Genomic DNA, 26,379 nt, shown 5'->3' on the forward strand with positions numbered 1-26,379 from the left:
GACGGGGATGAACCCCGACAAGGAGAGGAATAATGAGCAAGCGCATCGAGTTACTGAAAAGCAAGGATGGTTTGGTTTACTGGATGATCGATGGATTCAAGGTTGGCGATGATTTCAATTCTGCCGAGAAGGTGCTCGATGCTTTCCGTGGGTATGGCGTGGATTGCTCCAACCTTGACGAGGGTGATTTGCAGTTCTTGCAAACGGTCTGCAAGGCCAGGGCTATTTGTGACGACAACCGCCACACAACAAAGGAAGCAGCTCGGCTGCTGTCCCGCGCACTGAACGATCTGATTGAACGGGAGGCTCAACTTGAGGGACGCCCCATTGTTTACGTGGCGGTGAACCTGCGCAATCCAGATAACGGGATGGCCCCAGTGATTTATCGTCAGTACGAAGACGGCCTCAATGAGTCGCGCACTGCGCCATGGAGCGAAGTTTATCATTCATGGCAAAAACCGAACGGCGAAAGCGCATCAGGCGATATTCGCCGCGATGTAGCGGAATGCCTCACGACTCTCTGCAAACTTGAGATTGAAGGGCACCACGTCTCTCGCCACTAATTACTGCGGGCCGGTTATCCGGCCTCTTTATCGAGGAAAAATATGAAAATTACACCGAATAGCTTGGACGCAGTAATGGACACGCCCGAGGGCCGTAGCAAAATCTGTGTATGTGACGAATGTGATTTTTTGGGAGTAATTCCCGTCCCTCGACGTTCGGATGATGAAGATGCGGATTCGGACTTTGTTTTTTGCCCTAAGTGTGGCTCTCCAATTTGTATCAATGAGTAGCTTTGGGTTGATGGAGGAAAAACGGACTCATGAGTAACGAAAATCACCAGCTATTCACCACCGAGCAGATCCGCCAGCGCCTTGAGGAAGGGGGCGAATCTGCCCGCTGGTTGGCTCAGGCTGTTGTCTCCTACTACCTGCCAGCAGCACCGGCCCCTAGCCTGTTTGCCTTCTCTACGAAGCTGGACGAAGAGGCGCAGGGGATGTTTTTCCAACTGCTGTTGATCCGCAGCAAGCCGGATTGGTCTGATGACCAGCTCGCCGCCCTGGTGCGCGAGTGCGAACAGCACCTCACCAACTGATCGAGGAAAAGGACATGCGTACATACAAGATTGAGTCAGCACATAGCAGCCAACCCGGCGGTCTTGTTGGATGGTCTGTCACGCTGTTTAAGGATGGCTCGCCAGTCAAGCAAGAGGCGTTCTTCAACGATCATGATGAAGATGGTGATGAGGCTTTTGAGGAGTGCGTCTGCGTTGGTGAGACGTGGTGGGATGACGGCGATGAGCGTCAGGCTCCGCAGGCGGTTGTAGGTGGCCGCTGGCCATGGATTTTTAGAGTCGGCAATCTGTATTCTGCCGAGCTTCTTTCACACGTTGCGCCTCATGAAAACGGGGTTATACAACCGCAGCCGTGGGAAGTGCTGGAGCCCGTTCTGCAAGCCTGGACGACAGAGGAAAATAGAGGCTGGATTGCATTTAATCGTGAGTCAGCCGACCTAAAATACGCTCGATTCTCGACATTGCCGAAGTGGCCCGCCCAGCGTTGTTAAGCCCGCACCTGCGGGCTTTTTGATACCAGACTATCATCACAACATGGCCAATGATGGAGTATCGCCATGTGCCCGATCCAATCCTCTGATCTCGGTTTCCCCCATGACCATCCCGTTAATCTGACGAATGCCGAGTTGGCCGAGCGTCTGCTTGATCTGCTTCCTGCTCTCCCTCCCCTTTATACTCCACTGGTGCAGGAGGCGGCCCAGCGACTGCTGGATCTTGGTGATTGATATGGTCGATCACCTTCGTCCGGTCTAGTGTGATCGCCAGCTCGCCACCCGCCATAGCCCGCGCCACCGCGTTATAGCGATTTGCCGCGCCCAGCTTGCGAGTGGCCGAGTTTAGGTGATGGGTGATAGTGCGCTCTGGTATGCCCATGATGATGCTGATCTCGGCGCTGGTCTTGCCCTCGCTGACCCAGAACAGGCAATCGGCCTCGACGATGGTTGGTGGCCGTGATCCGCTTGGCCTGCATGACCTCAATACTGCATCGAGCACGAACGGAATAACCATCGCCAGTGTCGGCGCCACTTCCAGATAGAACCCTGGCCGATACCTCTCTGTGATAAAGCTCATCACGCCCTGTTCGCCTCTTGGGCCGTGCAGTGGATGCGACACTCCGCAGCGCAATCCGCATTTGGCCGCCTCGACCATTACATCCATCTGCTCATCGGTGCCTTGCAGTTCGTCCCAACGAATTGGTTTGAGCTGGCTTCGTGCTGCTGCCACAACTGGATCTCTGGCAATCATGCCGTGGTGGTTGTAGTGCTCGATCCACTCGTTCGGGCATGAATTGAGAATTCGGATGATGGGCCGCTGATGGCTGACGGGGATGATGATGGCCAGCCGGTAATAGTCAAACCCGATGGAGGTGATCAGCCGCTCGATGGCGGCGGTCAGTTCATCGGGGTCTGTGATGCTGTCGAGAGCTGTTATCTGCTCAAACAGGCTCTTTTCCATCGTGTGCTCCAAGCAGGTAAAAAACGAGGCGCGACACCTAGACAGTGCCAAGATGCGTTGTTTCTTGACAATCCATGTCAGGCCAACGCTGGCGCAGGATAGAGCCATTTTTCTGCCTTCACCAGACAAGAGAAGGCAAACCCCGTTTTAAGCGTGACAATTCACTTTTTTGTTCAAGGTGTCACGGTGATCGGTGTCACAGTTATCACACAGCAAGATAAATTATCTGTTTTTGTGTTGATTGAACCGGAATGCCGGTGTACCTTTCTGGCTATGGTGGTGAAGGTTGCAAGTGCTCCACCCTGTCTCTGTACGTTTATCCCATGCTTTTGGGCTCATCCTCACCGATGAGCCCTTTTTTTATGGTGCCTTATGCTCGAATCGCTCCATCGCCACACAGGCCAGTGCATCGCCTACGGCGGTGGAACGCTTGTCAGCCTCTGGTCTCAGGCGGCATCTGCTGCCGACAAACTCCCCGACATTCCTATCCCCGAGCTGGCCGTCAATGATGTGGTCGGTATCGGTGGCTTGCTGGTCATTACCGGCCGCCTGTTCTTCGACATCTTCGTTTACCTGGACAAGCGCAAACAGCGCAAAGAGGAGGAGTGATGAAACTTCCGTGGATGGTTTTTGCTGAGTCACTCAAGGGTGTCAAAGAGGTGCCTGGAGCTCAGCACAACCCCGAAATTTTGCAGATGTGGCGTGATATCAAGCGCGGCGGAATCAAGTCAGATGAGGTGCCTTGGTGTGCCGCATTTGTTGGCGCTTGCCTTGAGCGGGCGGGCATTGAGTCAACTCGCTTTGAGGGGGCTCGCTCTTATGCCTCTTGGGGGCAAAAGCTGGCCGAGCCGGTTGCCGGGTGCGTGGTGGTGTTTAGCCGTGACGGCGGCGGCCATGTTGGATTTGTGGTTGGGCAGGACAAGGCGGGCAATCTGCTCGTTCTCGGTGGCAATCAGTCTGATGAGGTCAATGTGCGCGCCTTCCCTCGTTCGCGGGTGACTGCGCTGCGCTGGCCTGCTGGGTTTGATGTCCCCTCGGTCAAGCTCGCCACTGGTGTTAGTGAAATGACTAAAGGGGAATCCTGATGGGTGATTTGAATCTGGCCAACCTGCTGCTGCAGGTGTTCGGCGAGAAGGCTGCCGCCTGGGTGGCGGTGGTGGGGGTTTGCCTGGTGGTGTGGGCGCAGTTGCGAGCCGCCATCCCGCAAGCATGGTGGGATAAGTTGCCCCGTCCGGTGCTGGTTGTTCTGGACGTGCTCGCAGCGAACTGGGGAAGCGCGAAGAATGGAACCGGCACTGATAAGCGGATTGACCCGGCTCGCCCTGCTGGTAGCCGAGCAGCTCAACGCCTCCCGTGAGGCTGCGTACTATGCCGAGCAAGACGATAGGCGGGAGCAGGCGAAAGCGGCTCCCGCTGCTGCCTTTGCTGGCCTCTTCGGCCCTGCTGCTGGGGTGTACGTCCACGGCACCAGCGCCGAACGCCAGCTGCTACACCACGCCACCGAGGCTGGTGTGGATGGTCAGTCCTGATGGGTGGGCGCATCTTCCACCTGATTCGCAGGCCGAGCTGACCAATTGGATCATCGATGTGCGTGAGTGCATCAAGCAATGAGTACCGAGGCGCTGACTGACCGGCGACCAAGCAGCATCAGATACGATTGACCATTTGGGCTCGACCGTGATGCCAGCGCCTCACCAACACAAAGTCATGGGCTTCTTAACCTCAACGGACAGCGAGGGAGGGGAACCAACCTGGTGAAGTCCATGCCTTTGTGAAAGGAGTAATGCCATGTTAACCGGTGCCATCCTGTTGCTTTCGTTTTGCCTTAACGTTTATGCGCTGCTCAAGCTGCGAAGAGCCACGCGAACACTGGATGCGAGCCATGCTGCGTTGAAGGCTGCTATCCGCAGGCTTGGCCCAGAGGTTCATGTCGGCGTGGTGCAGCGCTTTGACGTTGCCCCCGCCTCGTTGCTTGATACTGGCAACATGCGCAGACATTGATTTACCTTGCCGCCCAATGCTAGCGCCTTGCAGCGATGCCCATAGCAGCAGCGGGCGGCCCTTATTGTGGAGTGACCATGCCGCCAAGACGGATGAGGCCATGCCGCCATCCTGGCGGTTGCAGTGCTCTGACCAATGACAAGTCCGGCTTGTGCGAGGCTCACCGCGTTTCTGGGTGGGAGCGATATCAGGCTGGGTTGTCCAGGCATCAGCGCGGGTATGGTTCGGCATGGGAGAAGCTGCGGGAAACTATCTTGCAGCGTGATGGATACCTTTGCCTTACCTGCTTGGGCGAGGGGATATACACCCCCGCGAACATTGTTGACCATGTGGTGCCAAAGGCGCACGGCGGCACGGATGACCCGAGCAACTTGGCGTCCATTTGTACCGCTCACCACAAGGTTAAGACCGCGAACGAGCGGCTGAACCGCCGGTGAACTGGCGTGAAACTGAACACCAACCAAGAAAACAGCCCTCCCCAGGCACCCTTTCGGCGAGATCCTCAAGAGATCCAAAAAGGCCACCGAGATCCAGTCGCGGCGCGGGTCAGGCGGGGCGGGGGTGGTCAAATCCCTACCGCCTCAAGCCCCTTAGTACCGCCGCCCAAGAACATTTACGCGAGCGAGAAATAAGAAAAATTTCCTGAAATGGGGATCCTTTTGGTGTGACTGGCGTGACATTCGTCATCGCTGTCACGGTTTAATGATTGGAGTGTTGAACATGGCAAGAGCCGCCGGGGGTGGCCGCAAGGGAGGCGGTGACCTCCCCGCCGCGCCATCCAATCAAGTTATCAAGCGGGCGCCACCCGTCCCGCCGGAGTTGCACTATGACGAGGCTCGCCTGCTTTGGCGCAGCACGGTCAAAACCTTGATCGGTCGTCAGCAGCTTACCGAAGATCATCTGCCGCTGGTGCTGGCGTACTGCAACTCGTTCGGTCTGTATCTCACGGCCGAGAAGATGGTGCTGGATGACGGCATCACATCCGCCACCTCTGAGGGCATCAAGAAACATCCCGCCGTTGCTGTCCGTCAGGACGCGATCTCTTCGATGGTCAGGATCGGCTCGCTGCTTGGCCTTGACCCGACCAGCTATCGCCGCCTGATGGGTGGCGGTGGCGGGTCTGGCCCTGATGGCGGAAATGAGTTCGAGGATTTCTGATGGCCAAGAACCCGAACGTCAACGCCGCGAACAAGTACGCCCGCGACGTGGTGTCGGGTCGGGTCATCGCCTGCAAGTATGTTCAGCAGGCATGTCAGCGCCACCTGGATGATCTGGAGAAGTCCAAAGACAAGGACTACCCCTACCGGTTCGATGCCGCCAAGGCAGAACGGGCCTGCAAGTTCCTGCAACTGCTGCCGCACACCAAGGGCAAATGGCGGCGCCTGCCGCTGGACAAGCGCCGGATAACGCTGGAGCCCTGGCAGCTGTTCTTTCATGCGTGTGTGTACGGCTGGATTCGCAAGAAGGATGGGCTGCGCCGGTTCCGGCGGGCCGCCCTGTTTGTGCCGCGCAAGAATGGCAAGTCCATCGTGGCGGCGGGCAATGGCATCTACATGTTTGCGGCGGACGATGAACCCGGCGCGGAGGTGTACTGCGGGGCCACCACGGAAAAACAGGCGTGGGAAGTGTTCAAACCAGCGATGCAGATCGCGGCCCAGCTGCCCAACCTGCGCCGCACGTTTGGCATTCAGGTCTGCGCCAAGAAGATGCTGCGGCAGGATGGCTCGGTGTTTGAGCCGGTGATCGGCAATCCGGGCGATGGCTCAAGCCCGCACCTGGCGATAGTCGATGAGTACCACGAACACGACAGCCCAGAACTGTATGACACCATGGAGACCGGCCAGGGGGCGCGAGAGCAGCCCATGATGCTGGTGATCAGCACGGCAGGGGTTAACCCGGCTGGCCCATGCAAACAGTTCTGGGATGAGTGCGTCAGAATGCTCAGTGGTGCCGAGCCTGACGAAGAGCTGTTCGCCCTGATCTACACCATTGACGATGACGACGACATCTTTGACCCGGCCAGCTTGCGCAAGGCAAACCCCAATTACGGGGTGTCGGTGTTTGAGGATTACCTGCTTGCCCAGCTGATGAGGGCCAAGCGCAATGCGCGGCACCTCACCAAGTACCTGATCAAGCACCTCAACAAATGGACAACCGCCAGCTCCACCTTCTTCAACTACGACCATTGGCGCAGTGCTGCCGATGCGAGCTTGAAGATTGAGGACTTCATCGGTTGCCCTTGCTGGTTTGCGCTCGACCTGGCCAGCAAGCTGGACATCTGCTCACTGGCGATCTGCTTCTCTCGCTACGAGTCGGATGGCCTGCTCCATTACTACCTGTTCACCCGCCACTGGCTGCCGGAGGACACCACCAACGACCCGGACAACCGCAACCTGGACAAGTACCAGCAGTGGATCTCCACGGTCTGGCCCAACTCTGGCGGCATGGCACTGACCCCAACCGATGGGGCCGAGATTGATTTCGGCGAGATAGGCGAAGAGGTGGCGGCCCTGGCCAGCACCTACTCGCCCCGCGAGATCCCGCACGACCCCTGGAACAGTGCCCAGCTGGCCCAACAGCTGGCGAACGCTGGCTGGTTGCCGGTGGCGATCCCGCAAACCACGGCGCACCTGTCGCCACCGATGAAGGAGATGGAGTCCGCGCTGGCGGCTGGCCGCCTGCACCATGACGACAACCCGGTGATGAACTGGATGGTCGGCAACGTCACCGCCCGCGAGGATGCCAACGAAAACGTGTTCCCTCGCAAGGAGGGCAAAGACAACAAGATAGACGGTGCGATGGCTGCCATCATGGCAATCGGCCGCGCCATGCTCAACAAGGGCGCTTACAGCAGCCCCTACCTGGATGATGATTATGACCCAACGGACGCGGTACTTGATTGATGCGGCCCTGCTGCTCGGCGTCCTGCTGATGAGCGGCGGCACCTACCTGATGTGGGGGCTTGGCCCTGCCATGTTGTTGGCGGGCGGGCTGCTGGTCGGTCTGGTTTTGCTGATCGTCTTGATACTGGTAAAGCTCAAGCAACAAGGGGGCCGTGATGTTCAGTCTGCTGTTCGGGGCTGAGGCCCGCAGTGAAACCATCAGCTCATCCGATCCTGGTCTCGCTGAATGGTTTGGCCTGGGGGCCACCACGGAGAGCGGGGTATCGGTGACACCTGCCAGCTCCATGCGGCTGGCGGCGGTCTACTCCTGTATTCACCGGCTGGCCAGCAGCATGGCCCAGATGCCGCTCCATGTGCTGAAAAAGAGTGGTGATGACGTGGTGCCTGGCACCGACCATCCCGCCCATTACCTGCTGTCGGCCTCCCCCAATATGTTCCAGAGCAGCTATGACTGGCGGGAGCAGTCGCAGCAAGTGGCGCTGGCCCATGGTAACGCCGTGACGCGGCTGATCCGGGATCGCCGAACGGGCCAGCTGACCGAGCTGGCATTGTTTGACCCTGCGCATATCGGCAAGCCGCAGCGTGGCCAGTCCGGTTGGTACTACCCGGCATACGATGATCAGGAGCATCGCTGGTTTGCCCTGCCCATCTATGACGCGGTGCATATCAAGGGCTTTGGCGCCGACAAGCTGTGGGGCGCCAGCCCTATCCGCTATCACGCCGAGACCATTGGCCTGGGGCTGGCTACCAAGAAATATGGGAGCCAGTTCTTTGGCGGCGGCGGTCGCCCATCCGGCATCCTGATCGACAAGACGCCGAACATGGCGGCAGACCAAGGCAAGCAACATCGCGCCAACCTGAAAAGCTCATGGCGTGAAGGGGGGATCGGCAAGGGCAGCGGGCGCACCGCCTTGCTGACCGGTGATCTGGATTACAAGGCGATCACCATCCCGCCGGAAGAGGCGCAGTTTCTCGAAACGCAGAAGATGAACCGCAGCGAGATCGCGGGGATCTACAACGTGCCGAGTCACATGATCAACGACCTGGACAAGGCCACCTTCTCCAACATCAGCGAGCAGGCGATCCACTTTGTCCGCCATAGCGTGATGCCCTGGGTGGTGCGCTGGGAGCAGGAGATCAACCGCAAGGTGTTCACCGAGGCCGAGCTGCGCGCCGGTTACTACGTCAAGTTCAACCTGGCGGGTCTGCTGCGCGGTACCGCCAAGGAGCGGGCCGAGTTCTACCACTACGCCATCACCGATGGCTGGATGAGTCGCAACGAGGTCAGGGTGCTGGAGGATCTGAACCAGGTTGATGGGCTCGATGAGTTCCTGATCTCGGTCAACGCTGCCAACCAGCAGAACAACAATTCACAAGATGAGGTGACCAATGCCGAATGATAGCGAACGCCGCTTCTTTCGCTGCGAAGTGCGGGCCGAGCCTGGCGCTGACGGGCAAGGCACGAAGATTGTCGGCCATGCTGCGGTGTTTAATCGCTTGAGTGAAAACCTCGGCGGCTTTCGTGAAATCATCAAGCCTGGCGCCTTCGATGGGGTGATGCAGGACGATGTGCGCGGGCTGTTCAACCACGACCCGAATTTTGTACTGGGTCGCACCAAAAGCAACACCATGCGGTTAGCGATCGATGATGAGGGACTTGGCTACGAGATTGACGCCCCCTCGACCCAGACGGTGCAAGATCTGGTGTTGGCCCCGATGCGGCGCGGCGACATCGACTCCAGCTCATTCCAGTTCAAGGTGGCCCACGATGGCGAGCGCTGGTTTTACGATGACGATGGGTTACTGACGCGGGAGATCACCAAGTTCGCCCGCCTCTACGATGTGGGGCCGGTGGCCTTCCCTGCCTACCCTGACGCAACGGCCGCCTCCCGCTCCATGCAGGAGTTCAAGAATAAAGAGTGCCGCGCCCAGGAAGATGAGGCCCGCGAGCGGCGCGAACGACATTTACAACTGATTGGCGCCTGATGGTGCTGTGAAACCTGACCCGCTTCGGCGGGTTTTTTATTGCCATAACGGAGCATATGCCCATGAAATTGCACGAACTGAAGCAGAAGCGCAGCACCATCGCCGGTCAGATGCGCAAGCTGAACGATGAGTACAGCGAGAAGCGCTGGGATGAGGCCGCCACTAAGCAGTGGGGTGACGCGCTCAAAGAGCTGGACGAGCTGGACGCCCAGATCGCCCGCGAAGAGCGCCTGCTCAGCCTGGACTCTGACAAGGTCAACGACGAGCCAGAGCGCCGCACCGGGATTGACCTCAACACCAGTGTCACCGAAGCCCGCCAGATGAAGGTGCTGGAAAACGTGTTGCGCGGTGGCTATCAGGCCCTTTCCAGCGAGGAGCGCGCGCTGTACAAAGAGATGCGCGCCCAGGCGACCAACGTGGACGCCAAGGGTGGCTTTACCGTGCCAACCGAATTCCGCAACCGGGTTGTGGAAGCCATGAAGGCGTTCGGCGGGGTGGCCAATATCTCCACCGTGTTCGAAACCGATGGCGGCAACCCCATCACCTGGGTTACCACCGATGGCACCCTGGATGAAGGCGTCATGATCGGCGAGACCGAAGAGGGTGGCGATAAGGATATGGACTTTGGCCAAATCCAGATCGGGGCCAAGAAGATGACCTCCAAGACCATCAAGATCAGTGAAGAGCTGCTGCAGGATAGCGGCGTTGACATCGTTGGTCTGATCGTTCGCCGCATCGCTTCCCGCCTTGGCCGTGGTGAGGCCAAGCAACTGCTGACCGGTGACGGCCAGGGCAACAACATCAAGGGGTTGCTCAACCAGCTGACCGGTGGCGCTACCTCTGCGGTAGCTGGCTCTGTCACCCACAGCGACCTGCTCCATCTCAAGCACTCGGTGGATCCGGCCTATCGCGCAGGCAACACCCGCTGGGTGTTCAACGACAACACCCTGCTGGGCTTCAAAGAGCTGAAAGACAGCACAGGTCGCCCGCTGTGGCTGCCGGATGTGGCCGGTGTTGCCCCGGCGACCATTGACGGCGATCAGTACCAGATTGACCAGGGCATGCCGGATGTGGCCGCTGGCAAAAAAGCGGTGCTCTATGGCGACTTCAGCTATTTCCAGATCCGCCGCGTCAAAGGGATGGCCCTGCGCCGTCTGGATGAGAAGTATGCCGAGGCCGGTCTGGTCGGTTTCCTGATGTTCCACCGCTTCGATGCGCTGCTGGAAGATACCGCCGCCGTCAAGGCGCTGACCCTCAAGGCTGCCTAATCAACCACGTCGGGGGCTATGCCCCCGGCTGGATGGAGAGAACCCATGCACGTAATTTTGCTCACCTCGCTGTTTGGTGAAAAGCGGGGCAACGTAGGCGATAAACTGCCGGTTGCCAGCCAGGAAGAGGCGGACGAACTGATATCGAAGGGCATCGCCCGCCCTGACACCGAGGCCGAACTCAAGCGCCAGCTGGCCGAGTATCAGGCCCGCGAGCAACGGCAGCAGGAAGAGGCTGATGCCCTGGTGGCCGCGCAAGCCAAAGCGGCAGAGGATGAAGCCGCCGCACAGGCCAAGGCTGCCGAAGATGAGGCAGCAGCAAAGGCCAAGGCCGCAGAGGCCGACCCGAAACAGGTCAAGCAGGTCAAGGCCAAAACCGATAAGGCGTAATCAGATGGCACTGCTCAACATCTCGCTGCTGAAAATGCAGCTCAAGCTCGATGCTGGGATGCAGGATGAGGACGAGCTGCTTGAGCTCTACCTGGGGGCCGCCGAGGTGGCGGCTTCCAACTACATGGGCCGCACGCTCTATGCCTCTGATGCGGATATCCCGGACACCGACCACTATGGTATCAGCGTGAAGAATCCCGCCATCACCATGGCGATCCTGATGTCGGCGGCGCAGTTCTACGAGTACCGCGAGCCCATCATCACCGGCCCCATCGTGGCCGAGTTGCCGCTGGCCTATTCCCATGCGCTTGGGCCATACCGGATCTTGTTTCCCGAGTTGCCGCCCACGCCGTGATTGCTGGATCACGGCCCTGTTCGGATATACCCTACCGATATTGATACGGGAGGGACAATGGCGCTTATCGAGTGTGGCGAATGTAACGGCAAGGTGTCTGACAAGGCGGCAAGCTGCCCCCATTGCGGGGCGCCGGTCATGCAACTGGCTGACGTGGTGGATACCGGCGACCGACTGACCACCACCCAACAGACATCAAAGCAGCTCAAGGAGCAGGTGCTCTGGGCTTATCTGGTGATGGCTATCGGCGTGGCCATGACGGTGTTCACCCCGCTCTGGCTCAACGCCAAGGGCATTGGCTGGACGCTCTCCAGCCTCTCTTATGGCGGCTGTGTCCTGCTTGGCGGTGTGCTCTGGCAGATAGTCAACCAGATCAGAATTTGGTGGCACCACAGATAACCGGTCATCACAACAAACCCCGCTTCGGCGGGGTTTTTTATTGGAGGTTTTATGGCAGCCGGCAAGCTACGAGATCGGGTCACCCTGCTGACCAGGGCGCCTGGCCGCGATGGAGCCGGGCAAGCCGTTGACCAGTGGCAACCCTCGCCGCCCATCTGGGCCGATGTAAGGATGATCGGTGGCCGCGAGCAGCTGCGGGCAGGCAAGGAGATTGCCGCCGGTCAGTACACCATCCAGTTTCGTTACCGCCCCGGCGTGACGACTGCCCAGCGGCTCTACCTGGTGCAAGACCAGCTGAGCCTCAATATCAAGCTGGTGCAGCCTGATGCCCGCCGTCAGTGGCTAATCCTGACCTGCGAGGTGGACTCATGACCGCGACCTTCGAGGTGGATGGCTTTGCCGAGCTGGCCGACCAGCTGGCCCGCCTTGAACTCGCCGCCCAGAAACGGATCTTGCGGGAGGTGGCAAGAACCTCGGCCATGCCGGTGCTGGCCCGTACTCGCTCCCTCTATGAACAGAAATGGAACCACGACACCGGCCTGCTTGGCGAGTCGATCAAGCTGCGGGTGAGCATTCCGAAAAATCCGGGGTTCGCCGATGTGGTCGCCTCGATCGGGGTGTTCAAGTCCTACAAGGTGCAACAGGCGGCGGGCAAGTATGTCGAGGCCCCCGTCTATGCCTACTGGCTTGAGCACGGCACCCGCGAGCATAGCCTCGCCAGCGGGGCCAGCCTCAAGGGGCACAAGGACACGGCAAAGGCCAACAAGCGGGCGCACCTGCGCCGCACCCGCCCGGGGCAGGAGGCGATGATCCACCCCGGTATTCCGGCTGGGCCATTCATTCGCCCCGGCCTGGATGAGAACGTTGAAAACTGCCTTGACCTGCAAAAGGAGCAGCTTGGCGCCGCAATCGACAAGGCACTCAGATGATAAAGCGAACCGCGATTTTTCAGCTGATAGAAGCGGCCAGCGGGGTGACCGCTTATCAGGATTTCATCCCGCAAGATGCGCCGCTCCCGGCGATCTCTTACCTCCTGGTCAGCTCGCCAGATGGCGAGCGCACCATTGAGGGGGGCGTCACCCTGCAGCGCCACTTCTGGCAGATAGAGATCCTGGCCGCTACCCGCCTTGAGGGGGATGCCATCGGTGAGAAGTTGCGCCAGCTCGATGGCGTGACCACCGATGACTTCCAGCGGATAGCCGTGTCAGAGCCCCGCGATTCACCGGCCACCCCTGACACGACTGCCCGCCAGTCCATCGTTGAAATTGAAACCACCAACAGAAGGAACAGAGCATGACCGCTCCGACTCGCTACCAATACACCCCGCAAGATGCGGTGCTGGCCGCTGGTACTCAGACCCAGTTCAAACTCAAGGGGGCCTCTTCATTCACCCCGCTACCCGGTGCGCTGGCCATCGGTCAGGTCGGTGAAAAGGCGCCACTTGCCGACCAGACCACCCTGGAAGATACCGCCAAGCGTTCCATCGCCGGTCTCTTTGATGGCCCGGAGAAGGAGCTGAAATTCCAGTCTTATCCCACTGACGAAGGGCAGTTGGCATTTATCGCGGCGGCGCAGGCGCGTCAGATTGCGGTCATCCAGCATATCTGGCCGGATAACGTCACCGCCGAATATGAGGTGGTGTTGCTGGGTTATCTGCGCAATGAGACCCAGGGTGACAAGACCATCGACTTCGTGGTGCCGTGCAAACAGAACGGCAAGACCACCTGGGGCAAAGTGGGAGCGGCCGCATAATGGCAAAAGCAAAACCGAAGGCAGTCACCGCGCTGCAACTGCTCAACAAGCTGGCATTTCGCCACGAACGGGTTGCCGTGCCGGAGCTTGGCGAAGATGCCGAGATCATCGTGCGGGAGATGCCGGTCAGCAAGCTGCTGGAGTACCAGCTGCGGAACTTTGACCAGACCACCGGCCAGCCGCTGGCTGACAACCCGTTTCAGTGGATGGTCTCGCTGCTGGTCGCCTGCATGGTGGATGAAGAGGGCAACTCGATCGCCACCCAGGACGATGTGCCGCAGCTGATGGAATCGTTGCCCATGTCGGTTATCGATCGCCTGTTGCCAGCGGCCAAGCGGCTCAATCGCATGGGTGAGCTGGCGCTTGTCGAGGAAAAAAACGATAAGGGCCAGTCAGACCAAGCAGCTGGTGATCAGGTTAGCGATCGATCTGCATAAGACGATCACCGAAATCGAGGCGCTGCCCGTTTCGGAACTGACCACCTGGCTGGCCCATTACTCGCTCGAACATGAGCGCCTGCACCCTCCCGTCAACACCCCCGAAACCATCACCCCGCAAGAGTCGAGATTGGCACTCCGGTCGATTCTTGCCTGATAGGGAGGAAACCCCATGGCCGTATTGCGCAGCCTTGTCACCACACTCGGCTTGAATGCGGCCCAGTTCAGGGAAGAGCTGGCCCGTTCCCGTCAAGACTTCACCTCGTTCGGCGGTCATATCGTGGCCGGTGGCAAGGTGGTGGCTGGCGGGATCAAAACCGTTATCACGGAAGTGTTTTCCCTGCGCAGCGCCCTGATCGCCCTGGGCTCTGGCGCCGCGCTGGCGGGCATCAAGGCGGCTTATGACAACCTTGATCAAACTGCCAACCTTGGCCGCAACGTAGGTATCGCCGCGCAGCAGTGGCATGCCTACGCCCAGGCCGCCGAGTGGGCAGGCACCAACGGCGAGCGCCTGGCTGATGTCGTCAAGGACTTGAACGTCCGCATCTCTGATGCGGCCAAAACCGGCGGCGGCCCGCTGGCTGACTTCTTCAAGCAGATTGGACAGTCGGCGCAAGAGTGGGCGGCGATGGCGCCGGATCAGCAGTTCCGCCGCTTCTCGGAAGAGCTGCAAAAGATGAGCGCCGCCGATGCGCGCTTCTGGCTCGATGAGCTGAATGATGCCGCCGCCGAGCTGTTCGATACCCTCTACACCAACAAGGGGGAGCTGTTCCGCTTTGCCGATGAAATCAACGGCATGGGGATGGCGCTCTCTGGCGGCCAGTTCGCCGCCGTGCGGGAGGCGCGTCAGGAGATCCAGCGGCTGATGTCGGTCATGGGTGCGCTGTGGGAGCAGGTGAAGGCGAGCATGGCCCCGGCCATCGCCGAGGGCTCCCGCCTGATGCGCCAGTGGATTGTCGATGCGGCCGAAACCAAGGGCGGCTTTGCCGAGCTTGGCAAGGGCATTGCGCTCTATGTCATTGACGGGGTGCGCTCTGCCTCGCTGGCCCTTGAGCAGTTCATCCGCAACATCGACACCACTCTCGAAAAAGCCTCGCTGGTGTTCAATATCGGCACCGACCCTGAAACCCGCAACGGTTACCTGAAAGCGGCGGCGGCTTACTCTGCCGCCCGTATGGACTACAATGAGGCGCTGAACGATTACCAGGATGCGGGAGAGCCAGACGCCATGCTGGGGCGGCTGGATGAGCTTGGTACCGCGATGCAGCTCGCCAAGGGCGACATGGAAGCCTTCTTGTCGCAATCCAGCTCTGAGGGGTGGGCAACCTACTTCCAGAACCTGGACACCTTGAAGCAGTCCATTCAGAACGCGGTGACCAGCGGCGGTGATGGCCCGACCCCGCTGCCACCCCCTGGCAGTGCGCCACGCGGGGTGGTGGAGATCCCTGACGATCCAAAGACCAAAACCAAGAAGAAAAAAGCCACCAACTGGGGGCCGGTCGATTCGTTCCGGCAGGAGAACAAAGCCATCGCCATGGAGCTGGATAAGCGGCTCCAACTGCTGGACAACAGCAACAAGGCGATGGCGGGGGTCGATCAGCAATACTATGACGCCCGCAACGTGGCCCGCATCGAGCAGTATGGCGCCTCGGTCATTGAGGAGCAGAGCCGCTGGCAGCAGTCGCAGCAGCGCCTGCAACAGCAGTATGCCCAGGCGTATGACGCGGCGGCCGGTCATAACGATCTGCAATTCCAGCTCCAGATGGAGTACCACGCCAGCCGCGAAATGCTGGAGCAGGATCACCAGTCCCGTCTCCTGCAGATCGAAAACGACCGGGTGAACAAGCAGAGGGAGTATCAGGCCAGCGTCAGCGCCGAGCTGCTGAGCTTCACCCAACAGTCGATGAGCATTACCACCTCGGCACTGCAACAGGCGGGCCTTGAGCACTCCGGTGTTTACAAGGCGCTGTTTGCCATGCAGAAGGCCGCCGCCATTCCCTCGATCATCGTATCGACCGAAGAGGCAGCGGCCAAGGCGCTGGCCGCCTTTCCGCCGCCCTACAGCATGCCGCTGGCGGCCAGTATCAAGACGATGGGTTACGCCTCTGCTGGTATCGTGGCAGGGCAGGCCATCGCCGGTCTGTTCGACAAGGGCGGCTATATTCCGGCCAACCAGTTCGGGATCGTCTCCGAGCTGGGTGACGAGTTCGTCAACGGCACCCTGGTTCGTGGCCCTGCCAATGTGACCAGCCGCCGCGAGTCCGCCGCAATTCTTGACCGTGCCGCCGGGCGTGGCCAGTCGGGTGAGGGGGTGACGATTATCCAGCACATCAGTGTCACCGGTTCCGGTGACGAGGCGCTGGCCAATGCGATGCGCTCGGCGGCAGAGCAAGGCGCCGAGGCCGGGGCCAAGCGGGCATATCAGATGGTTGTCGAGGATGTCTCGAACTACGGCCAAATTCGCAGATTATTAGGGTGATATCGCTATGTCAGAGGTAATTGATTGGCCGGTAGACCTGATCCCGAGCGACATGGGGTTGGGGCTGGAGACCATGACCAGGACGTTTGAATCCCCATGGACGGGGTCGGTGCAAACCGCCGACTCGCCGGGGTCGAAGGTGGTGATGCAGGTGACGTTCAGAAACCTGCCAGCCGACAAGGCCCGCCGTCTTGAGGCGCTGATCTTCTCGCTAGACGGTCAGCGCGGGCGGGTCAGGATGTGGGATTTCGCCGCCCGTCTGGTCGGCTCTCCCCAACCGGTGCATGGCGCCCCGATGGTGACCGAGGCGCTGGCCATGCGAACCAGTTTGACCAGTCGCGGCTGGACGCCAAACACCCTGGTGCTGTGCCGTGGTGACTGGGTGCAGGTGGGGGATGAGTTAAAGCGGGTGATTGCGGATGTCACCTCTGATTTGAGCGGGGCCGCCCTGATCAGGGTTGCCCCCATGCTGCGGGCCAACCATCCATCCGGCACCCCGCTGGTTGTTGACCGGCCCTGTGGCGTGTTTCGCATCAAGGATGACAAGGCCGCCACCTTTAACCGGGTGCCTGGTGTGTTCACCGATGTATCCCTCTCGTTCACGGAGGCATTCTATCCATGATTGTCGGCCTTGATCCCGAGGTGATGGCTGCCCTTAACCTGCCCCATGTGTCGGCGCTCTACGCGCTCAAGCTAGATCTGGTGAGCGGCATCAGCCGCATTCACTCCGGTCTCGGTGAGCTGGTGATCGGCGGCGAGACCTATTACGGCGTGGGCTCGATGGGGGCTGTCAGCCCACAGAAAGAGCAGCTGTCCACCTCGCCAACCAAGCTAAACGTCAGCCTCTCCGGGCTCGATGACAGCATGCTGGCCGAGGTGATGCGCGAGCGCATCGTTGACCGGATGGCCTGGCTCTATCTGGTGGTGATCGGCCCCGCCGAGGTGCCGCTCAAAGCCTGCCTGCAGTTCAAGGGGCGCATCGCCCAGACCCCCGTCAAGGCGGGCAAGACCAACACCATTCAGCTCACCATCTCCAATATCTTCGAGGATTGGCAGAAGGGGCTGAACATGCGCAACACCGACGAGAGTCACCGCCGGTTGCACCCCGATGACCGCTTCTTTCGCTACCAGAACGAGATGGCCGACCGCTCCATCTACTGGGGCAGCAAGAAGGACGCCCCGGGGTTTATTTACAAGGACTAATCATGCGCCACCCAGATTGGCAACTCCGCATCATCCAGACCATTCAGGCCGCCAGCGAGCGGCCTTTTTGTTGGGGTGAAAATGATTGCTGCCTGCTCGTGGCGGATGTCTGTCTGGCGGCCTGTGACAAAGACCCGGCGGCCGAGTATCGCGGGCGCTATCGCACCGAGATCGGCGCCAAGCGGGTGCTCGCCAAAACCCACGGCGATATCCCCGCCGCCCTCGATGCGCTGTTTGCGCGGATCCCGGTGGCGATGGCCCAGCGCGGTGATGCCCTGGTGTTTGACGGCCCGCAGGGCCAGACCGCCGCCGTGATGTGGGCCGGTCAGGTGTGGGCCATGACCGAGCAGGGCGCCCGCCCCATTCCTGACGCTGTTCCCCTGTTTGCCTGGAGAGTCGAGTAATGCCTGCTGCGTTTATTCCTGTCATCGCCGGTGCCGCCGCTGGTGTGGGCTCGGCCCTGGTTGTCTCAACGGCGACCGCGATCGCCATCGGTTCGGCAGTGATGAGCGCCACCATGATGCTCACCATGAAAAAACCGAGTCTTGGCGATTACCGCGGCGCCAGTGAACGCAGTCAGGTTATGAGGGCTGCCGCCAGTGACAAGGTCTGTATCTATGGTCGGGTGATCTCTTCCGGCTTGCTTAGCATAGCTGCAGAGGAGGCGGGCGAGCAGGACGAGGGCGAATGGCTGCACCTTGCCCTGGTGTTGGCGGGCACCAAATTAAGCCGCATCGGTGATATCTGGCTCGGCGATGATCTGGTCGGCACCTATGGCGATCTGGTCAGCTGGGAGCTGCATGCCGACCGCCAGACCTGTGACCCCTATATGCTGGAGAAGTGCGCCGACTGGAAGTCGGACATGATCGGCCAGGGCATCACCTGGTTGCGCCTCTCGCTCAAGTTTAACGCCGAGAAGTTCCCCGCCGGTCTGCCCAATATCAAGGTCGAGAAGTTCGGCAAGGAGGTCTGGGATCCCCGCGATGGCCAGTGGAAGTGGAGCGACAACAGCGCCCTGGTGATCCTCGACTACTATCGCAGCTGGCTTAAGGTGCCCGATGACGAAATCCGTATGGACGAGTTTATCGTTGCCGCCAATATCTGTGATGAGATAGTCACGGTCGCCGATGGCAAGGTGGAGCCGCGCTATACCACCAACGTGGAATTCGACCTGACCGAGCCCCGCGCCAAGGTGCTGGAAGCCCTGCACATGGCATGCTGCGGTCAGCCGACCTATATCGGCGGCAAGTTCGGCATCCTGGCCGGGGCCTACTATGGCCCCGCCAGTGATGAGCTGCGCCACCATCAGCTGGTCGGCGATCTGGAGTTGCTGCCGGAGCCATCGAGCAGCGACAAAATCAACCAGGTGGCGGGCACCTTCGTTGACCCGATCACCTTTAAAAAGACCGACTTCCCGGCGGTCATCGTGCCTGAGTGGGTGGAGGAGGATGGCGGCGTCCCGCTGCTGGAAGATCTGGATTTGCGCTGTGTCACCAGCGAGTACCAGGCCCAGCGCATCGCCAACATCATCCTGCGCCAGCGCCGCGCTGCCCGCACCATCACCTGCTCGGTCAACCTCTCTGGCTGGCGCTATCGCCCCGGCCAGACCATCCGGTTTTATCTGCCTGCCCTTGGCATCAATGGCCCAGAGTTTCGCGTCACCGATTGGGCATTCAGCCTGAACGGCGGGGTAGATCTCACCCTGCGCGAGGATTCACCGCTGTTCTGGGCCGATGCCATCGGCAAGCCGATGGAGCGCCCGGAGATCACCGAGCTGCCTACCGGCGGCGTGGCGATGCCGGATCAGCTGCGCTATGACGTGGAGACGGTCGGCGAGGTGGTGCAGGGGGTGCTCACCTGGCGCAACAGTGGCACCGTCAATTACAACCAGGTGATCGTGCAGCGCATCGAGCCAGGCAAGGCGCCGGTCACCGTGCTGACCGCCCAGGTGCCGGGGCAGTCATGCCGGGTCAATGGGCTGGCCGCTGGCAACTATACCGCCATGGTCAGGGCGCTGGCGCTGACCGGTGCCGCCTCACCGGTGGCGGCGGTCAACTTCGTCATCGCCGCGCCAGCCACCCCGATCGGAGTGGAGGTAGAGGCGGGCAACTGGACGCTGGCGTTTCGCCCCAAGTTTGCGGGCGGCGATGGCTATGGGGTGCTTTGTGAGTGGTGGGTCTCGACCATCAATCTGCCGATCGGCGAAGTGATGGAGAAGGCCCGCGCCGCTGGCATGGGCACCTATATGCAGTTCGGCCAGCTCAAGCCGGACACCACCTATTATGTGTGGCTGCGGGCGGTTAACGCTTATGGCAAGTCGGCCCTGCTGGCTGCCAGTGGCAAGACCACCTATGACGCCTCATCCATTCTCGACATCATTGACGGGGAGATCGGCGCCGAGCACCTGCGCGAGGAGCTGCGCAAACCCATCGAGCTGATCCCCGGTATCAGCGAGGGGCTGACTGATCTCGACAAGGTGGTGCAAGAGATCAAGCCGATCGCCGATCGGGTGCCTGAGCTGGATAGCAAGCTGGTCGGGCTGGGTGATGCGCTGGCCGCGCTCGATGACCGCTCGCAACAAACCGAAGATCTGCTGCGCGATGAGCAGGCGAATCTCGGCGAGATGGGCATCAACAACGCCCTGCAGCAAGACAAGATCCACAGCAAGATTGACCGGGTGCAGTCCGAGATGGGCGACCTGCGCGATGCCATTTTTAGCGTCAACCCCGAGAACGGTCAGATCGAGATGGACGCCGTGCGCGCCCTGCGCGATGAGACCCACGCCAGTTTCACCCAGGTCAATCAGACGCTCGATGCCGTTAAGGGCACCATTGCCACCAAGGCCGATCACACAGTGGTTGATGCCCAGGGGGAGCGGCTGACCGAGGCCGAGCAGGTGCTCGATGGCATCAACGCCAGACTGGCGCAGACCGTCACCAAGTCGGAGTTCACTGACGAGCAGGAGCGACTGACCGAGGTCAGCAACTCACTGGACGCCACCAAGGGCGAGCTGGCCCAGAAAGCCGCCCAGTCTACCGTGACCGCCCAGGGTGAGCGCCTCGCCGCTGCCGAGCAGAAGATCACCGCCAACAGCGATGCCACCTCTGCCCTGGCGCAGAGTGTGGCGGGGCTCAAGGCAGAGGTCGCGCAGGGTGACGAGTTGCTGACAGCGACCATCACCGAAGTGGCGCGGGTCAGCGCCGAGGCTGACAAGGTGACCGCCGAGCGGGTCAGCGGACTGGAAACCCGCACCGATACCGCCGAGGGCAAGATCCAGGCCCTGGAGCAGATTGTCGAGGATGACGGCGGGATCACCGCAGGTCGCTTTGACGAGATCACCGCCGCCCTTGACCTGACCGCCGCCGCTGCCGAACAGGCTGGCCTTGCCGGTATCAACAATGCGCTGGCCGGTGAGGGGAGTGAGCAGCGCGCCCGCCAGGCCGAGGCATCTATCCGCCGCGATCAAAAGGTGCAGCTCGACATGCACCAGGCGCTCGCCAGCGAAGTGACCGAACTCAAGGCCAGCTTTGAGGGTGAGCAGGCCAACACCTCTGCCAACTTCACCAACGTTCGGGAGGTGATTGCCGGGGTCGAACAGGCAACGGCCCAGCAGTTGAGCCAGATCAAAACCGAGTTTGAAGAGGGGGATCGCAAGACCAACGCCGCCCTGCAGGAGACCAGCAAGGCGCTCAGCGATGCCGACAAGGCGCTCGCCGAGCGTGACGAGCTGCTGCAAGCGGCCATTACCGAGGGGGATGAAACCCTCAGCGCCGCCATTCAGGAGACCAACCGCGCCCAGGTCGAGGGTGATCAGGCGCTGGCCGAGCAGATCGGACAGCTCAAGACCGAGACCGGATCGCAAGGGGCCGCCATCACCACCCTGGCCAAGGTCGTCAGCGACAACCAGCAGGCGAGCGCCGAGGCGCTGGAGCAGCTGGAGGTCAAGACCGACCAGACCAACGCCACCGTGGGCAGCCTCTCCGAAGTGGTGGCCGAGCAGGGCAAGGCGCTGGCCGCCAAGCAGGATGAACTGTCATCAGAAGTTGACCTGACTGCGCTGGCCAATATCGGCAACGCCCTGGCTGACGAGGCGGGCGAACAACGCGCCCGCACCGCCCGCGCCGCGATCGTTCACCGTCAGGAGACGATGGCAGACGAACAGCAGGCGATGGCCAAGGAGCTGACCCAGCTCACCGCCGAGTTTGAAGGGGAGCAGGCCAGCACCAAGGCGCAGTTTACCGAGGTGCGCGAAGTGGTGGCGGGGGTCGAGCAATCGACCGCCCAGCAGTTGAGCCAGATCAAAACCGAGTTTGAAGAGGGGGATCGCAAGACCAACGCCGCCCTGCAGGAGACCAGCAAGGCGTTCAGTGATGCCGCCAAGGCGCTCGCCGAGCGTGACGAGCTGCTGCAAGCGGCCATCACCGAGGGTGACAACACCCTTGGAGCTGCCATCCAGGAGACCAACCGCGCCCAGGCGGAAGGTGATCAGGCGCTGGCTGAACAGCTATCGACCCTGAAAGCCGAGGTAACGAAGGGGGATAGCGCCCTGAGTGCCGCGATCTCTGAAAGCAACCAGGCGCGGGTTGACGGCGACAAGGCCAACGCCGAGAAGATTGACCAGGTGCAGGCCGTGGTTGATGACACCTCGGCGGCGGTGCAGACCGTGGCATCCGCCGTGGCGGATCTGGAGGGGGATGTCGAGGCTGGCTGGTACACCAAGGCGCAGATCAACGGCGAGGGCGGCGGCTTCGGCCTGTCGGTCAAGCTCAACCCTGACGGCTCGGTGCTGACCAGCTTCCTGCTCGATGCCGATGTGTTTGCCGTGATGTCGCGGGCAACGGGGGTATCGTCAAAGGTACACCCGCTGGTCGTCAAAAACGGCAGCGTCTACATGAACCACGCGCTGATGGACACGGCCGAGATCGGCAACGTGATCGCCAAGTACATCAACGTCCAGCATCTGAAAGGCACCCTGATCGAGGGCGGCTCTTTCAGGGGGGGTGATCTCTGGTTGGGCGAAAATGCCAATGGCCAGTTCAGTGCCTACGGCAAGCGCTGGAATGCGGGCATTGATTCGCTCGGCCGCTTCTATGGCTCTGAAGTGTTCTTTACCAGCGGTACATTCCAGGGAAACGTGCTGGCCAACTCAGGCACCTTCCAGAATGTCACCATCAGGGAGAACTGCCAGATCCTGGCTCAGCTGTCAGCGGCTCGAATCGTGGGTGATATCACCAAGGTTCGGGTGTTCGACTTGCCAGCAAAGAGCGGGATCATTATCCAGCCAGGAACGGCTGTGACGATGGTTCAGTGTTATTTCGATGCGTCCCCCTACGATCAGGAACTGACGATGGAGGAACTCGCGGTCAGGATAACCCCGTATGACGAGGGGGCGACCACGGCGCGAATTTACGCTCAAGCGGCTGGGGCGGCTGCGGTTCTTATTGCAGTTGCCACGACCGGTTCAAGCCAGACGCCGATATTTGAAAAGATCCCGGCTTGCACCATCTCCATTCCTGCAGGGTCATCGTCACTGGTCATCTATTACGTGGCCGAGCGGCGCTCAAACTGGTCTTTCTATGCGCAGAGAAAGACGTTTTTCATCAACAAAAAGGGCGGCGGATTTTCCGTCGGCTAACACCACCACACCCGGCCCAGCGCCGGGTTTCTTTTTTTCAGTCTCAGGAGCCCAGCAATGGCAGGACTTTGGCAGCGCACCGGTAACGTGACGGTGACGAATGGCAGCCGTACCGTCACCGGTTTTGGCACCAAGTGGAAAACGGGCACCCTTCCCATCCAGAAGGGTCATGCCTTCTATGGCCCCGATGGGGTGGCGAACGAAGTGGATACCGTGGTCAGCGATACCGAGATCCTGCTTGTCGAGGCATATCGCGGCGGGACGCTGGCCAATCAACCCTACAAGATCGACATCACCCGCACCTCGACCATCAGCCAGTTTTCTGCCGAGCTGTCGGCCCTGGTGGGCAAGTACCGCACCTGGTTTGATTCCATGATGACCTGGCTGACCGGCTCGGGGGATGTGGGCATTCTCAACCCGGACACCGGCGCCACCGTCACCATCCCCAGCTGGAAGAAGGTTGCCAGCGAGGGTGAAGGCCAGGCGGCCCGCGCCAAGCAAGAGGCGGACCGGGCGAAAGCCGCAGCAGACAGCATCAATCCGGAAGCCGGCGCAGGGAAGCTGATGCGTGTCGGCGGCCCTGCGATCCTGGACTCGGAGCGTTACTCTCTTGAGCGGGCAACCGGCGGCAGCCAGACCATCATTCGCGACAGCGCTGGCAACGCCAATGCTATGTTCGTGCTGCCGCGCTTCAGCTACGCCGACCTCGGCATGACCGCCGATATGGGCACTGGCGATGTGACGGCGTTCGATTTTGGCAGCGGCAGCATCAAGAGCGAGATATTCATCGGCGCCTATCTTGCGTCCGGCTCCGGCGCTGTCAGCGCGCCGCGGCAAGATCCCCGCGCCTCGCTCGATCACACCGCCGCCCGCAACGCCTGTAGTGCAAAAGGCGCAGGCTGGCATCTGATGACGGCGCACGAATGGGCGGCAATCGCCCTGTGGTGCATGGCCAACGGCTACGAGCCGATTGGCAACACCAACTGGGGGCGCAGTCATGCCAAGACGTGGATTGTTGGCGACCGGGCCGACAACCGGGCACCTGGCGATGGCGCCGGTACGGGCCGGACGCAAACGGGCTCGATGGGCGCGGAGGCGACACATAACCGCACGCCCATCGGCATCGCCGATCTGGTAGGCAACATATGGGAGTGGCAGGACGGGTTCCTGCTGCAAGACGGCCGCTTCAAGCTGTCTGCCTTTAACGCCCAGGCAGAGGCCGACTGGGCCTTTACCGATGCCTACCTCGATGCCTCATCCCCCACAGGGGGTAGCCCAATCCTCTCCAATGCCATCACCAATCGGCTCGGCGCCATCGGCGATAATGCCAACGCGGGCAACTCCGCAAACAGCGACTGGCGGATCATGGCCAAGGCGGGGGGCTATGTGTCCAATCAGGCGCTCAGGCGCCTGCTGATCGAGCCGGCCACTATCCTGCCACAGGGGCGCATCTATATGCGCAATTTCGGCGAGCGACTCCCGTATCGTGGCGGCTATTGGAACAACGGTGCCGCTGCCGGCCTCGCCGCTGTGGATCTGAACAATTCCCGCGCGTACGCGCACACGAGCATTGGGTTTCGCCCCGCCTTTGCTTGAGCTTTGGGCCTTGAGTTTTGACGGCGCCGCGATAGCGGCGCTTAGGTAAATCAGGATTGATATGGATAAACAACCGCTCGTTATCGAGCAACGGATCCGCGATATGATGCAGTATGGGTATGTCGCCATGCGGCAGTTCCCGAAGGCGGAGCGCCACGTGCTGGCCGCAGAGATCAGGTGCAGCATGTTGACACTGCTGCGGTTGGTCATCACGGCGGCCAAGCGTTACCACAAAAAGACCACACTCACGGATCTCGATGTTGAGTTAGCCGTGTTGCAAAATCAGGTCAGGCTCGCGAAAGACTTGGCCTACCTGCCAATTAACAAATACCAACACTGGAGCGGTCTCAATCTCGAGATCGGCAGAATGATCGGCGGCTGGCTCAAATACGAGCGAGCCGCCTAATCATGGGCTCCGACATCAAGCGACTCCCGTATCGTGGCGGCAATTGGAACAACGGTGCCAATGCCGGCCTCGCCGCTGTGAATCTGAACAATTCCCGCGCGAACACGAACACGAACATTGGGTTTCGCCCCGCCTTTGGCAGCAGCCAGAAGGCAACACCTCACGGGGCGTTGTCCAGTGCATTATCAAAGGGATGTCGATGCCTCGGCTATCGCCGAAAAACTGAACAGGCGGCACCGGTGCGCCGGGCCGCCGACTTTAAGGCCCTCATGTACGACCAAATCATATCGTTTGACAATCTGCACCAGGCTGCCCTGCGCTGCCTGTGCGGAAAACGCACCTCGCCCGCCGCCCTGCGCTACATGCAGCGCCTGGAAGAGCACCTGCACGACACCCACAATCATCTGCTGCACGACAGCTATCAGCCCGGCGGATACGAGGAGTTTTATGTTTTTGAGCCGAAACAGCGCCTGATCTCGGCACCCCGCTTCGTGGATCGAGTTGTCCACCGGGCGATCATGAATGTACTGGAGCCAACGCTTGACCCGCGCTTTATATTCGATAGCTACGCCTGCCGCAAAGGCAAGGGGGTACATGCCGGGGCAAACAGGGCACAGTGCTGGATGCGGGCGATCAGGCAAGCTCACGGCCCACTATTCTGCCTGAAGGCGGACATCAGCAAGTATTTCGCCAGCATCGATCACGCCCGCCTCAAGGCGATCTTGCGCCGCCACATCCACTGCGATCGCACGCTCAGGCTGCTCGATGCCATTATCGACTCGAGCCCAGGGCGGCCGGGTGTCGGGATCCCGCTCGGCAACCTGACAAGTCAGCTGTTTGCCAATCTCTATCTCAACGAGCTGGATCGCTACGCAAAGCACGATCTCGGCATCCGGTACTACATCCGCTACATGGATGATTTTGTGGTGTTGCATCACGACAAGGCGCAGCTGCACACATGGCGCGCGCGGATCGAGGCGTATCTGTGGAACAGCCTGCGCCTGACAACCAACAGCAAGACCCAGGTATTCCCTGTCGG

At 60.5% G+C, this 26,379-nt stretch carries 32 protein-coding genes; 31 read left to right on the forward strand and 1 reads right to left on the reverse strand.

Annotated features, from left to right (window positions below; all coding sequences use genetic code 11):
* The first annotated feature begins 32 nt into the window (after positions 1-32).
* From ACTG2G_RS03480 to ACTG2G_RS03490, 3 genes are all read left to right on the forward strand, one after another.
* Positions 33-563: a hypothetical protein gene (locus ACTG2G_RS03480; protein ID WP_416035269.1), complete on the forward strand. Its 531-nt coding sequence runs from the start codon at positions 33-35 to the stop codon at positions 561-563.
* Between the two features lie 260 nt (positions 564-823).
* Complete coding sequence (locus ACTG2G_RS03485; protein ID WP_439985166.1) at positions 824-1,096, forward strand: hypothetical protein; 273 nt, start codon at positions 824-826, stop codon at positions 1,094-1,096.
* A gap of 14 nt (positions 1,097-1,110) precedes the next feature.
* Positions 1,111-1,566, forward strand: coding sequence for a hypothetical protein (locus ACTG2G_RS03490; protein ID WP_265763291.1), 456 nt, complete (start codon positions 1,111-1,113; stop codon positions 1,564-1,566).
* A 115-nt stretch (positions 1,567-1,681) separates the two neighbouring features.
* Here the strand turns inward: ACTG2G_RS03490 and ACTG2G_RS03495 are convergent, their stop codons facing one another.
* Positions 1,682-2,530: a helix-turn-helix transcriptional regulator gene (locus ACTG2G_RS03495; protein ID WP_439985167.1), complete on the reverse strand. Its 849-nt coding sequence runs from the start codon at positions 2,528-2,530 to the stop codon at positions 1,682-1,684.
* 372 nt (positions 2,531-2,902) lie between these two features.
* On the opposite strand from ACTG2G_RS03495, the gene ACTG2G_RS03500 reads away from it, so the two are divergent.
* The 28 genes from ACTG2G_RS03500 to ACTG2G_RS03635 form a co-directional block, all read left to right on the forward strand.
* Positions 2,903-3,139 carry a hypothetical protein gene (locus ACTG2G_RS03500; protein WP_439985168.1) on the forward strand — a complete coding sequence of 79 codons (237 nt, stop codon included), beginning with the start codon at positions 2,903-2,905 and terminating at the stop codon, positions 3,137-3,139.
* Positions 3,139-3,615 carry a TIGR02594 family protein gene (locus tag ACTG2G_RS03505; protein WP_439985169.1) on the forward strand — a complete coding sequence of 159 codons (477 nt, stop codon included), beginning with the start codon at positions 3,139-3,141 and terminating at the stop codon, positions 3,613-3,615. Before ACTG2G_RS03500 ends, ACTG2G_RS03505 begins: the two co-directional genes overlap by 1 nt.
* Positions 3,615-3,887, forward strand: a complete 273-nt coding sequence (locus ACTG2G_RS03510; RefSeq protein WP_439985170.1) for a hypothetical protein — start codon at positions 3,615-3,617, stop codon at positions 3,885-3,887. The genes ACTG2G_RS03505 and ACTG2G_RS03510 overlap by 1 nt, the downstream gene beginning before the upstream one ends.
* A complete protein-coding gene (locus ACTG2G_RS03515) occupies positions 3,838-4,059 on the forward strand; it encodes a hypothetical protein (RefSeq protein WP_439985171.1) in 222 nt (73 codons plus the stop codon). The genes ACTG2G_RS03510 and ACTG2G_RS03515 overlap by 50 nt, the downstream gene beginning before the upstream one ends.
* A 259-nt stretch (positions 4,060-4,318) precedes the next feature.
* The gene (locus ACTG2G_RS03520) at positions 4,319-4,531 is read left to right on the forward strand and encodes a hypothetical protein (RefSeq protein ID WP_439985172.1); all 213 of its coding nucleotides are present in this window, start codon (positions 4,319-4,321) and stop codon (positions 4,529-4,531) included.
* 92 nt (positions 4,532-4,623) lie between these two features.
* Positions 4,624-4,968 (forward strand): HNH endonuclease, encoded by a 345-nt coding sequence (locus ACTG2G_RS03525; protein ID WP_439985185.1) that lies wholly within the window; start codon positions 4,624-4,626, stop codon positions 4,966-4,968.
* Between the two features lie 283 nt (positions 4,969-5,251).
* Positions 5,252-5,689 carry a phage terminase small subunit P27 family gene (locus ACTG2G_RS03530; RefSeq protein WP_439985173.1) on the forward strand — a complete coding sequence of 146 codons (438 nt, stop codon included), beginning with the start codon at positions 5,252-5,254 and terminating at the stop codon, positions 5,687-5,689.
* A complete protein-coding gene (locus ACTG2G_RS03535; protein WP_439985174.1) occupies positions 5,689-7,434 on the forward strand; it encodes a terminase large subunit in 1,746 nt (581 codons plus the stop codon). The genes ACTG2G_RS03530 and ACTG2G_RS03535 overlap by 1 nt, the downstream gene beginning before the upstream one ends.
* Positions 7,406-7,615, forward strand: coding sequence for a hypothetical protein (locus ACTG2G_RS03540; protein ID WP_270659381.1), 210 nt, complete (start codon positions 7,406-7,408; stop codon positions 7,613-7,615). The genes ACTG2G_RS03535 and ACTG2G_RS03540 overlap by 29 nt, the downstream gene beginning before the upstream one ends.
* The gene (locus ACTG2G_RS03545; RefSeq protein WP_270659383.1) at positions 7,590-8,834 is read left to right on the forward strand and encodes a phage portal protein; all 1,245 of its coding nucleotides are present in this window, start codon (positions 7,590-7,592) and stop codon (positions 8,832-8,834) included. The genes ACTG2G_RS03540 and ACTG2G_RS03545 overlap by 26 nt, the downstream gene beginning before the upstream one ends.
* Positions 8,824-9,420 (forward strand): HK97 family phage prohead protease, encoded by a 597-nt coding sequence (locus ACTG2G_RS03550; protein ID WP_270659384.1) that lies wholly within the window; start codon positions 8,824-8,826, stop codon positions 9,418-9,420. Before ACTG2G_RS03545 ends, ACTG2G_RS03550 begins: the two co-directional genes overlap by 11 nt.
* Positions 9,421-9,482: 62 nt before the next feature.
* On the forward strand, positions 9,483-10,688 hold the full coding sequence (locus ACTG2G_RS03555; protein WP_439985175.1) for a phage major capsid protein: 1,206 nt from the start codon (positions 9,483-9,485) through the stop codon (positions 10,686-10,688).
* 45 nt (positions 10,689-10,733) lie between these two features.
* The gene (locus tag ACTG2G_RS03560) at positions 10,734-11,078 is read left to right on the forward strand and encodes a hypothetical protein (RefSeq protein ID WP_270659386.1); all 345 of its coding nucleotides are present in this window, start codon (positions 10,734-10,736) and stop codon (positions 11,076-11,078) included.
* Between the two features lie 4 nt (positions 11,079-11,082).
* A complete protein-coding gene (locus tag ACTG2G_RS03565; protein WP_270659388.1) occupies positions 11,083-11,433 on the forward strand; it encodes a head-tail connector protein in 351 nt (116 codons plus the stop codon).
* A 57-nt stretch (positions 11,434-11,490) separates the two neighbouring features.
* Positions 11,491-11,832, forward strand: a complete 342-nt coding sequence (locus ACTG2G_RS03570) for a hypothetical protein (protein WP_270659389.1) — start codon at positions 11,491-11,493, stop codon at positions 11,830-11,832.
* A 51-nt stretch (positions 11,833-11,883) separates the two neighbouring features.
* Positions 11,884-12,204 (forward strand): phage head closure protein, encoded by a 321-nt coding sequence (locus ACTG2G_RS03575; protein WP_270659391.1) that lies wholly within the window; start codon positions 11,884-11,886, stop codon positions 12,202-12,204.
* Positions 12,201-12,761 (forward strand): hypothetical protein, encoded by a 561-nt coding sequence (locus ACTG2G_RS03580; protein ID WP_270659392.1) that lies wholly within the window; start codon positions 12,201-12,203, stop codon positions 12,759-12,761. Before ACTG2G_RS03575 ends, ACTG2G_RS03580 begins: the two co-directional genes overlap by 4 nt.
* Positions 12,758-13,129: a hypothetical protein gene (locus ACTG2G_RS03585; RefSeq protein ID WP_270659393.1), complete on the forward strand. Its 372-nt coding sequence runs from the start codon at positions 12,758-12,760 to the stop codon at positions 13,127-13,129. The genes ACTG2G_RS03580 and ACTG2G_RS03585 overlap by 4 nt, the downstream gene beginning before the upstream one ends.
* Entirely contained in the window at positions 13,126-13,584 is a 459-nt protein-coding gene (locus tag ACTG2G_RS03590) for a hypothetical protein (protein ID WP_270659394.1), read from the forward strand. The genes ACTG2G_RS03585 and ACTG2G_RS03590 overlap by 4 nt, the downstream gene beginning before the upstream one ends.
* Positions 13,584-14,021 (forward strand): hypothetical protein, encoded by a 438-nt coding sequence (locus tag ACTG2G_RS03595; RefSeq protein WP_270659395.1) that lies wholly within the window; start codon positions 13,584-13,586, stop codon positions 14,019-14,021. The genes ACTG2G_RS03590 and ACTG2G_RS03595 overlap by 1 nt, the downstream gene beginning before the upstream one ends.
* 172 nt (positions 14,022-14,193) lie before the next feature.
* Positions 14,194-16,500, forward strand: coding sequence for a hypothetical protein (locus ACTG2G_RS03600; RefSeq protein ID WP_439985176.1), 2,307 nt, complete (start codon positions 14,194-14,196; stop codon positions 16,498-16,500).
* A 7-nt stretch (positions 16,501-16,507) separates the two neighbouring features.
* Positions 16,508-17,122, forward strand: coding sequence for a hypothetical protein (locus ACTG2G_RS03605; protein ID WP_270659397.1), 615 nt, complete (start codon positions 16,508-16,510; stop codon positions 17,120-17,122).
* Entirely contained in the window at positions 17,119-17,703 is a 585-nt protein-coding gene (locus tag ACTG2G_RS03610; RefSeq protein ID WP_439985177.1) for a hypothetical protein, read from the forward strand. Before ACTG2G_RS03605 ends, ACTG2G_RS03610 begins: the two co-directional genes overlap by 4 nt.
* A gap of 2 nt (positions 17,704-17,705) precedes the next feature.
* Positions 17,706-18,107, forward strand: coding sequence for a DUF6950 family protein (locus ACTG2G_RS03615; protein ID WP_439985178.1), 402 nt, complete (start codon positions 17,706-17,708; stop codon positions 18,105-18,107).
* Positions 18,107-23,338 (forward strand): phage tail tip protein J-related protein, encoded by a 5,232-nt coding sequence (locus tag ACTG2G_RS03620; protein ID WP_439985179.1) that lies wholly within the window; start codon positions 18,107-18,109, stop codon positions 23,336-23,338. The genes ACTG2G_RS03615 and ACTG2G_RS03620 overlap by 1 nt, the downstream gene beginning before the upstream one ends.
* Positions 23,339-23,395: 57 nt before the next feature.
* Positions 23,396-24,934 (forward strand): hypothetical protein, encoded by a 1,539-nt coding sequence (locus tag ACTG2G_RS03625; protein ID WP_439985180.1) that lies wholly within the window; start codon positions 23,396-23,398, stop codon positions 24,932-24,934.
* 61 nt (positions 24,935-24,995) lie between these two features.
* Positions 24,996-25,340 carry a diversity-generating retroelement protein Avd gene (avd, locus tag ACTG2G_RS03630; protein WP_270806083.1) on the forward strand — a complete coding sequence of 115 codons (345 nt, stop codon included), beginning with the start codon at positions 24,996-24,998 and terminating at the stop codon, positions 25,338-25,340.
* Positions 25,341-25,342: 2 nt separating this feature from the next.
* On the forward strand, positions 25,343-26,379 hold a 1,037-nt coding region (locus tag ACTG2G_RS03635), incomplete at its 3' end, for a reverse transcriptase domain-containing protein (RefSeq protein ID WP_439985198.1).

It is taken from the genome of Aeromonas sp. 55A, assembly GCF_051919665.1.
In the GTDB taxonomy this organism is placed as follows: Bacteria; Pseudomonadota; Gammaproteobacteria; order Enterobacterales; family Aeromonadaceae; genus Aeromonas; species Aeromonas veronii.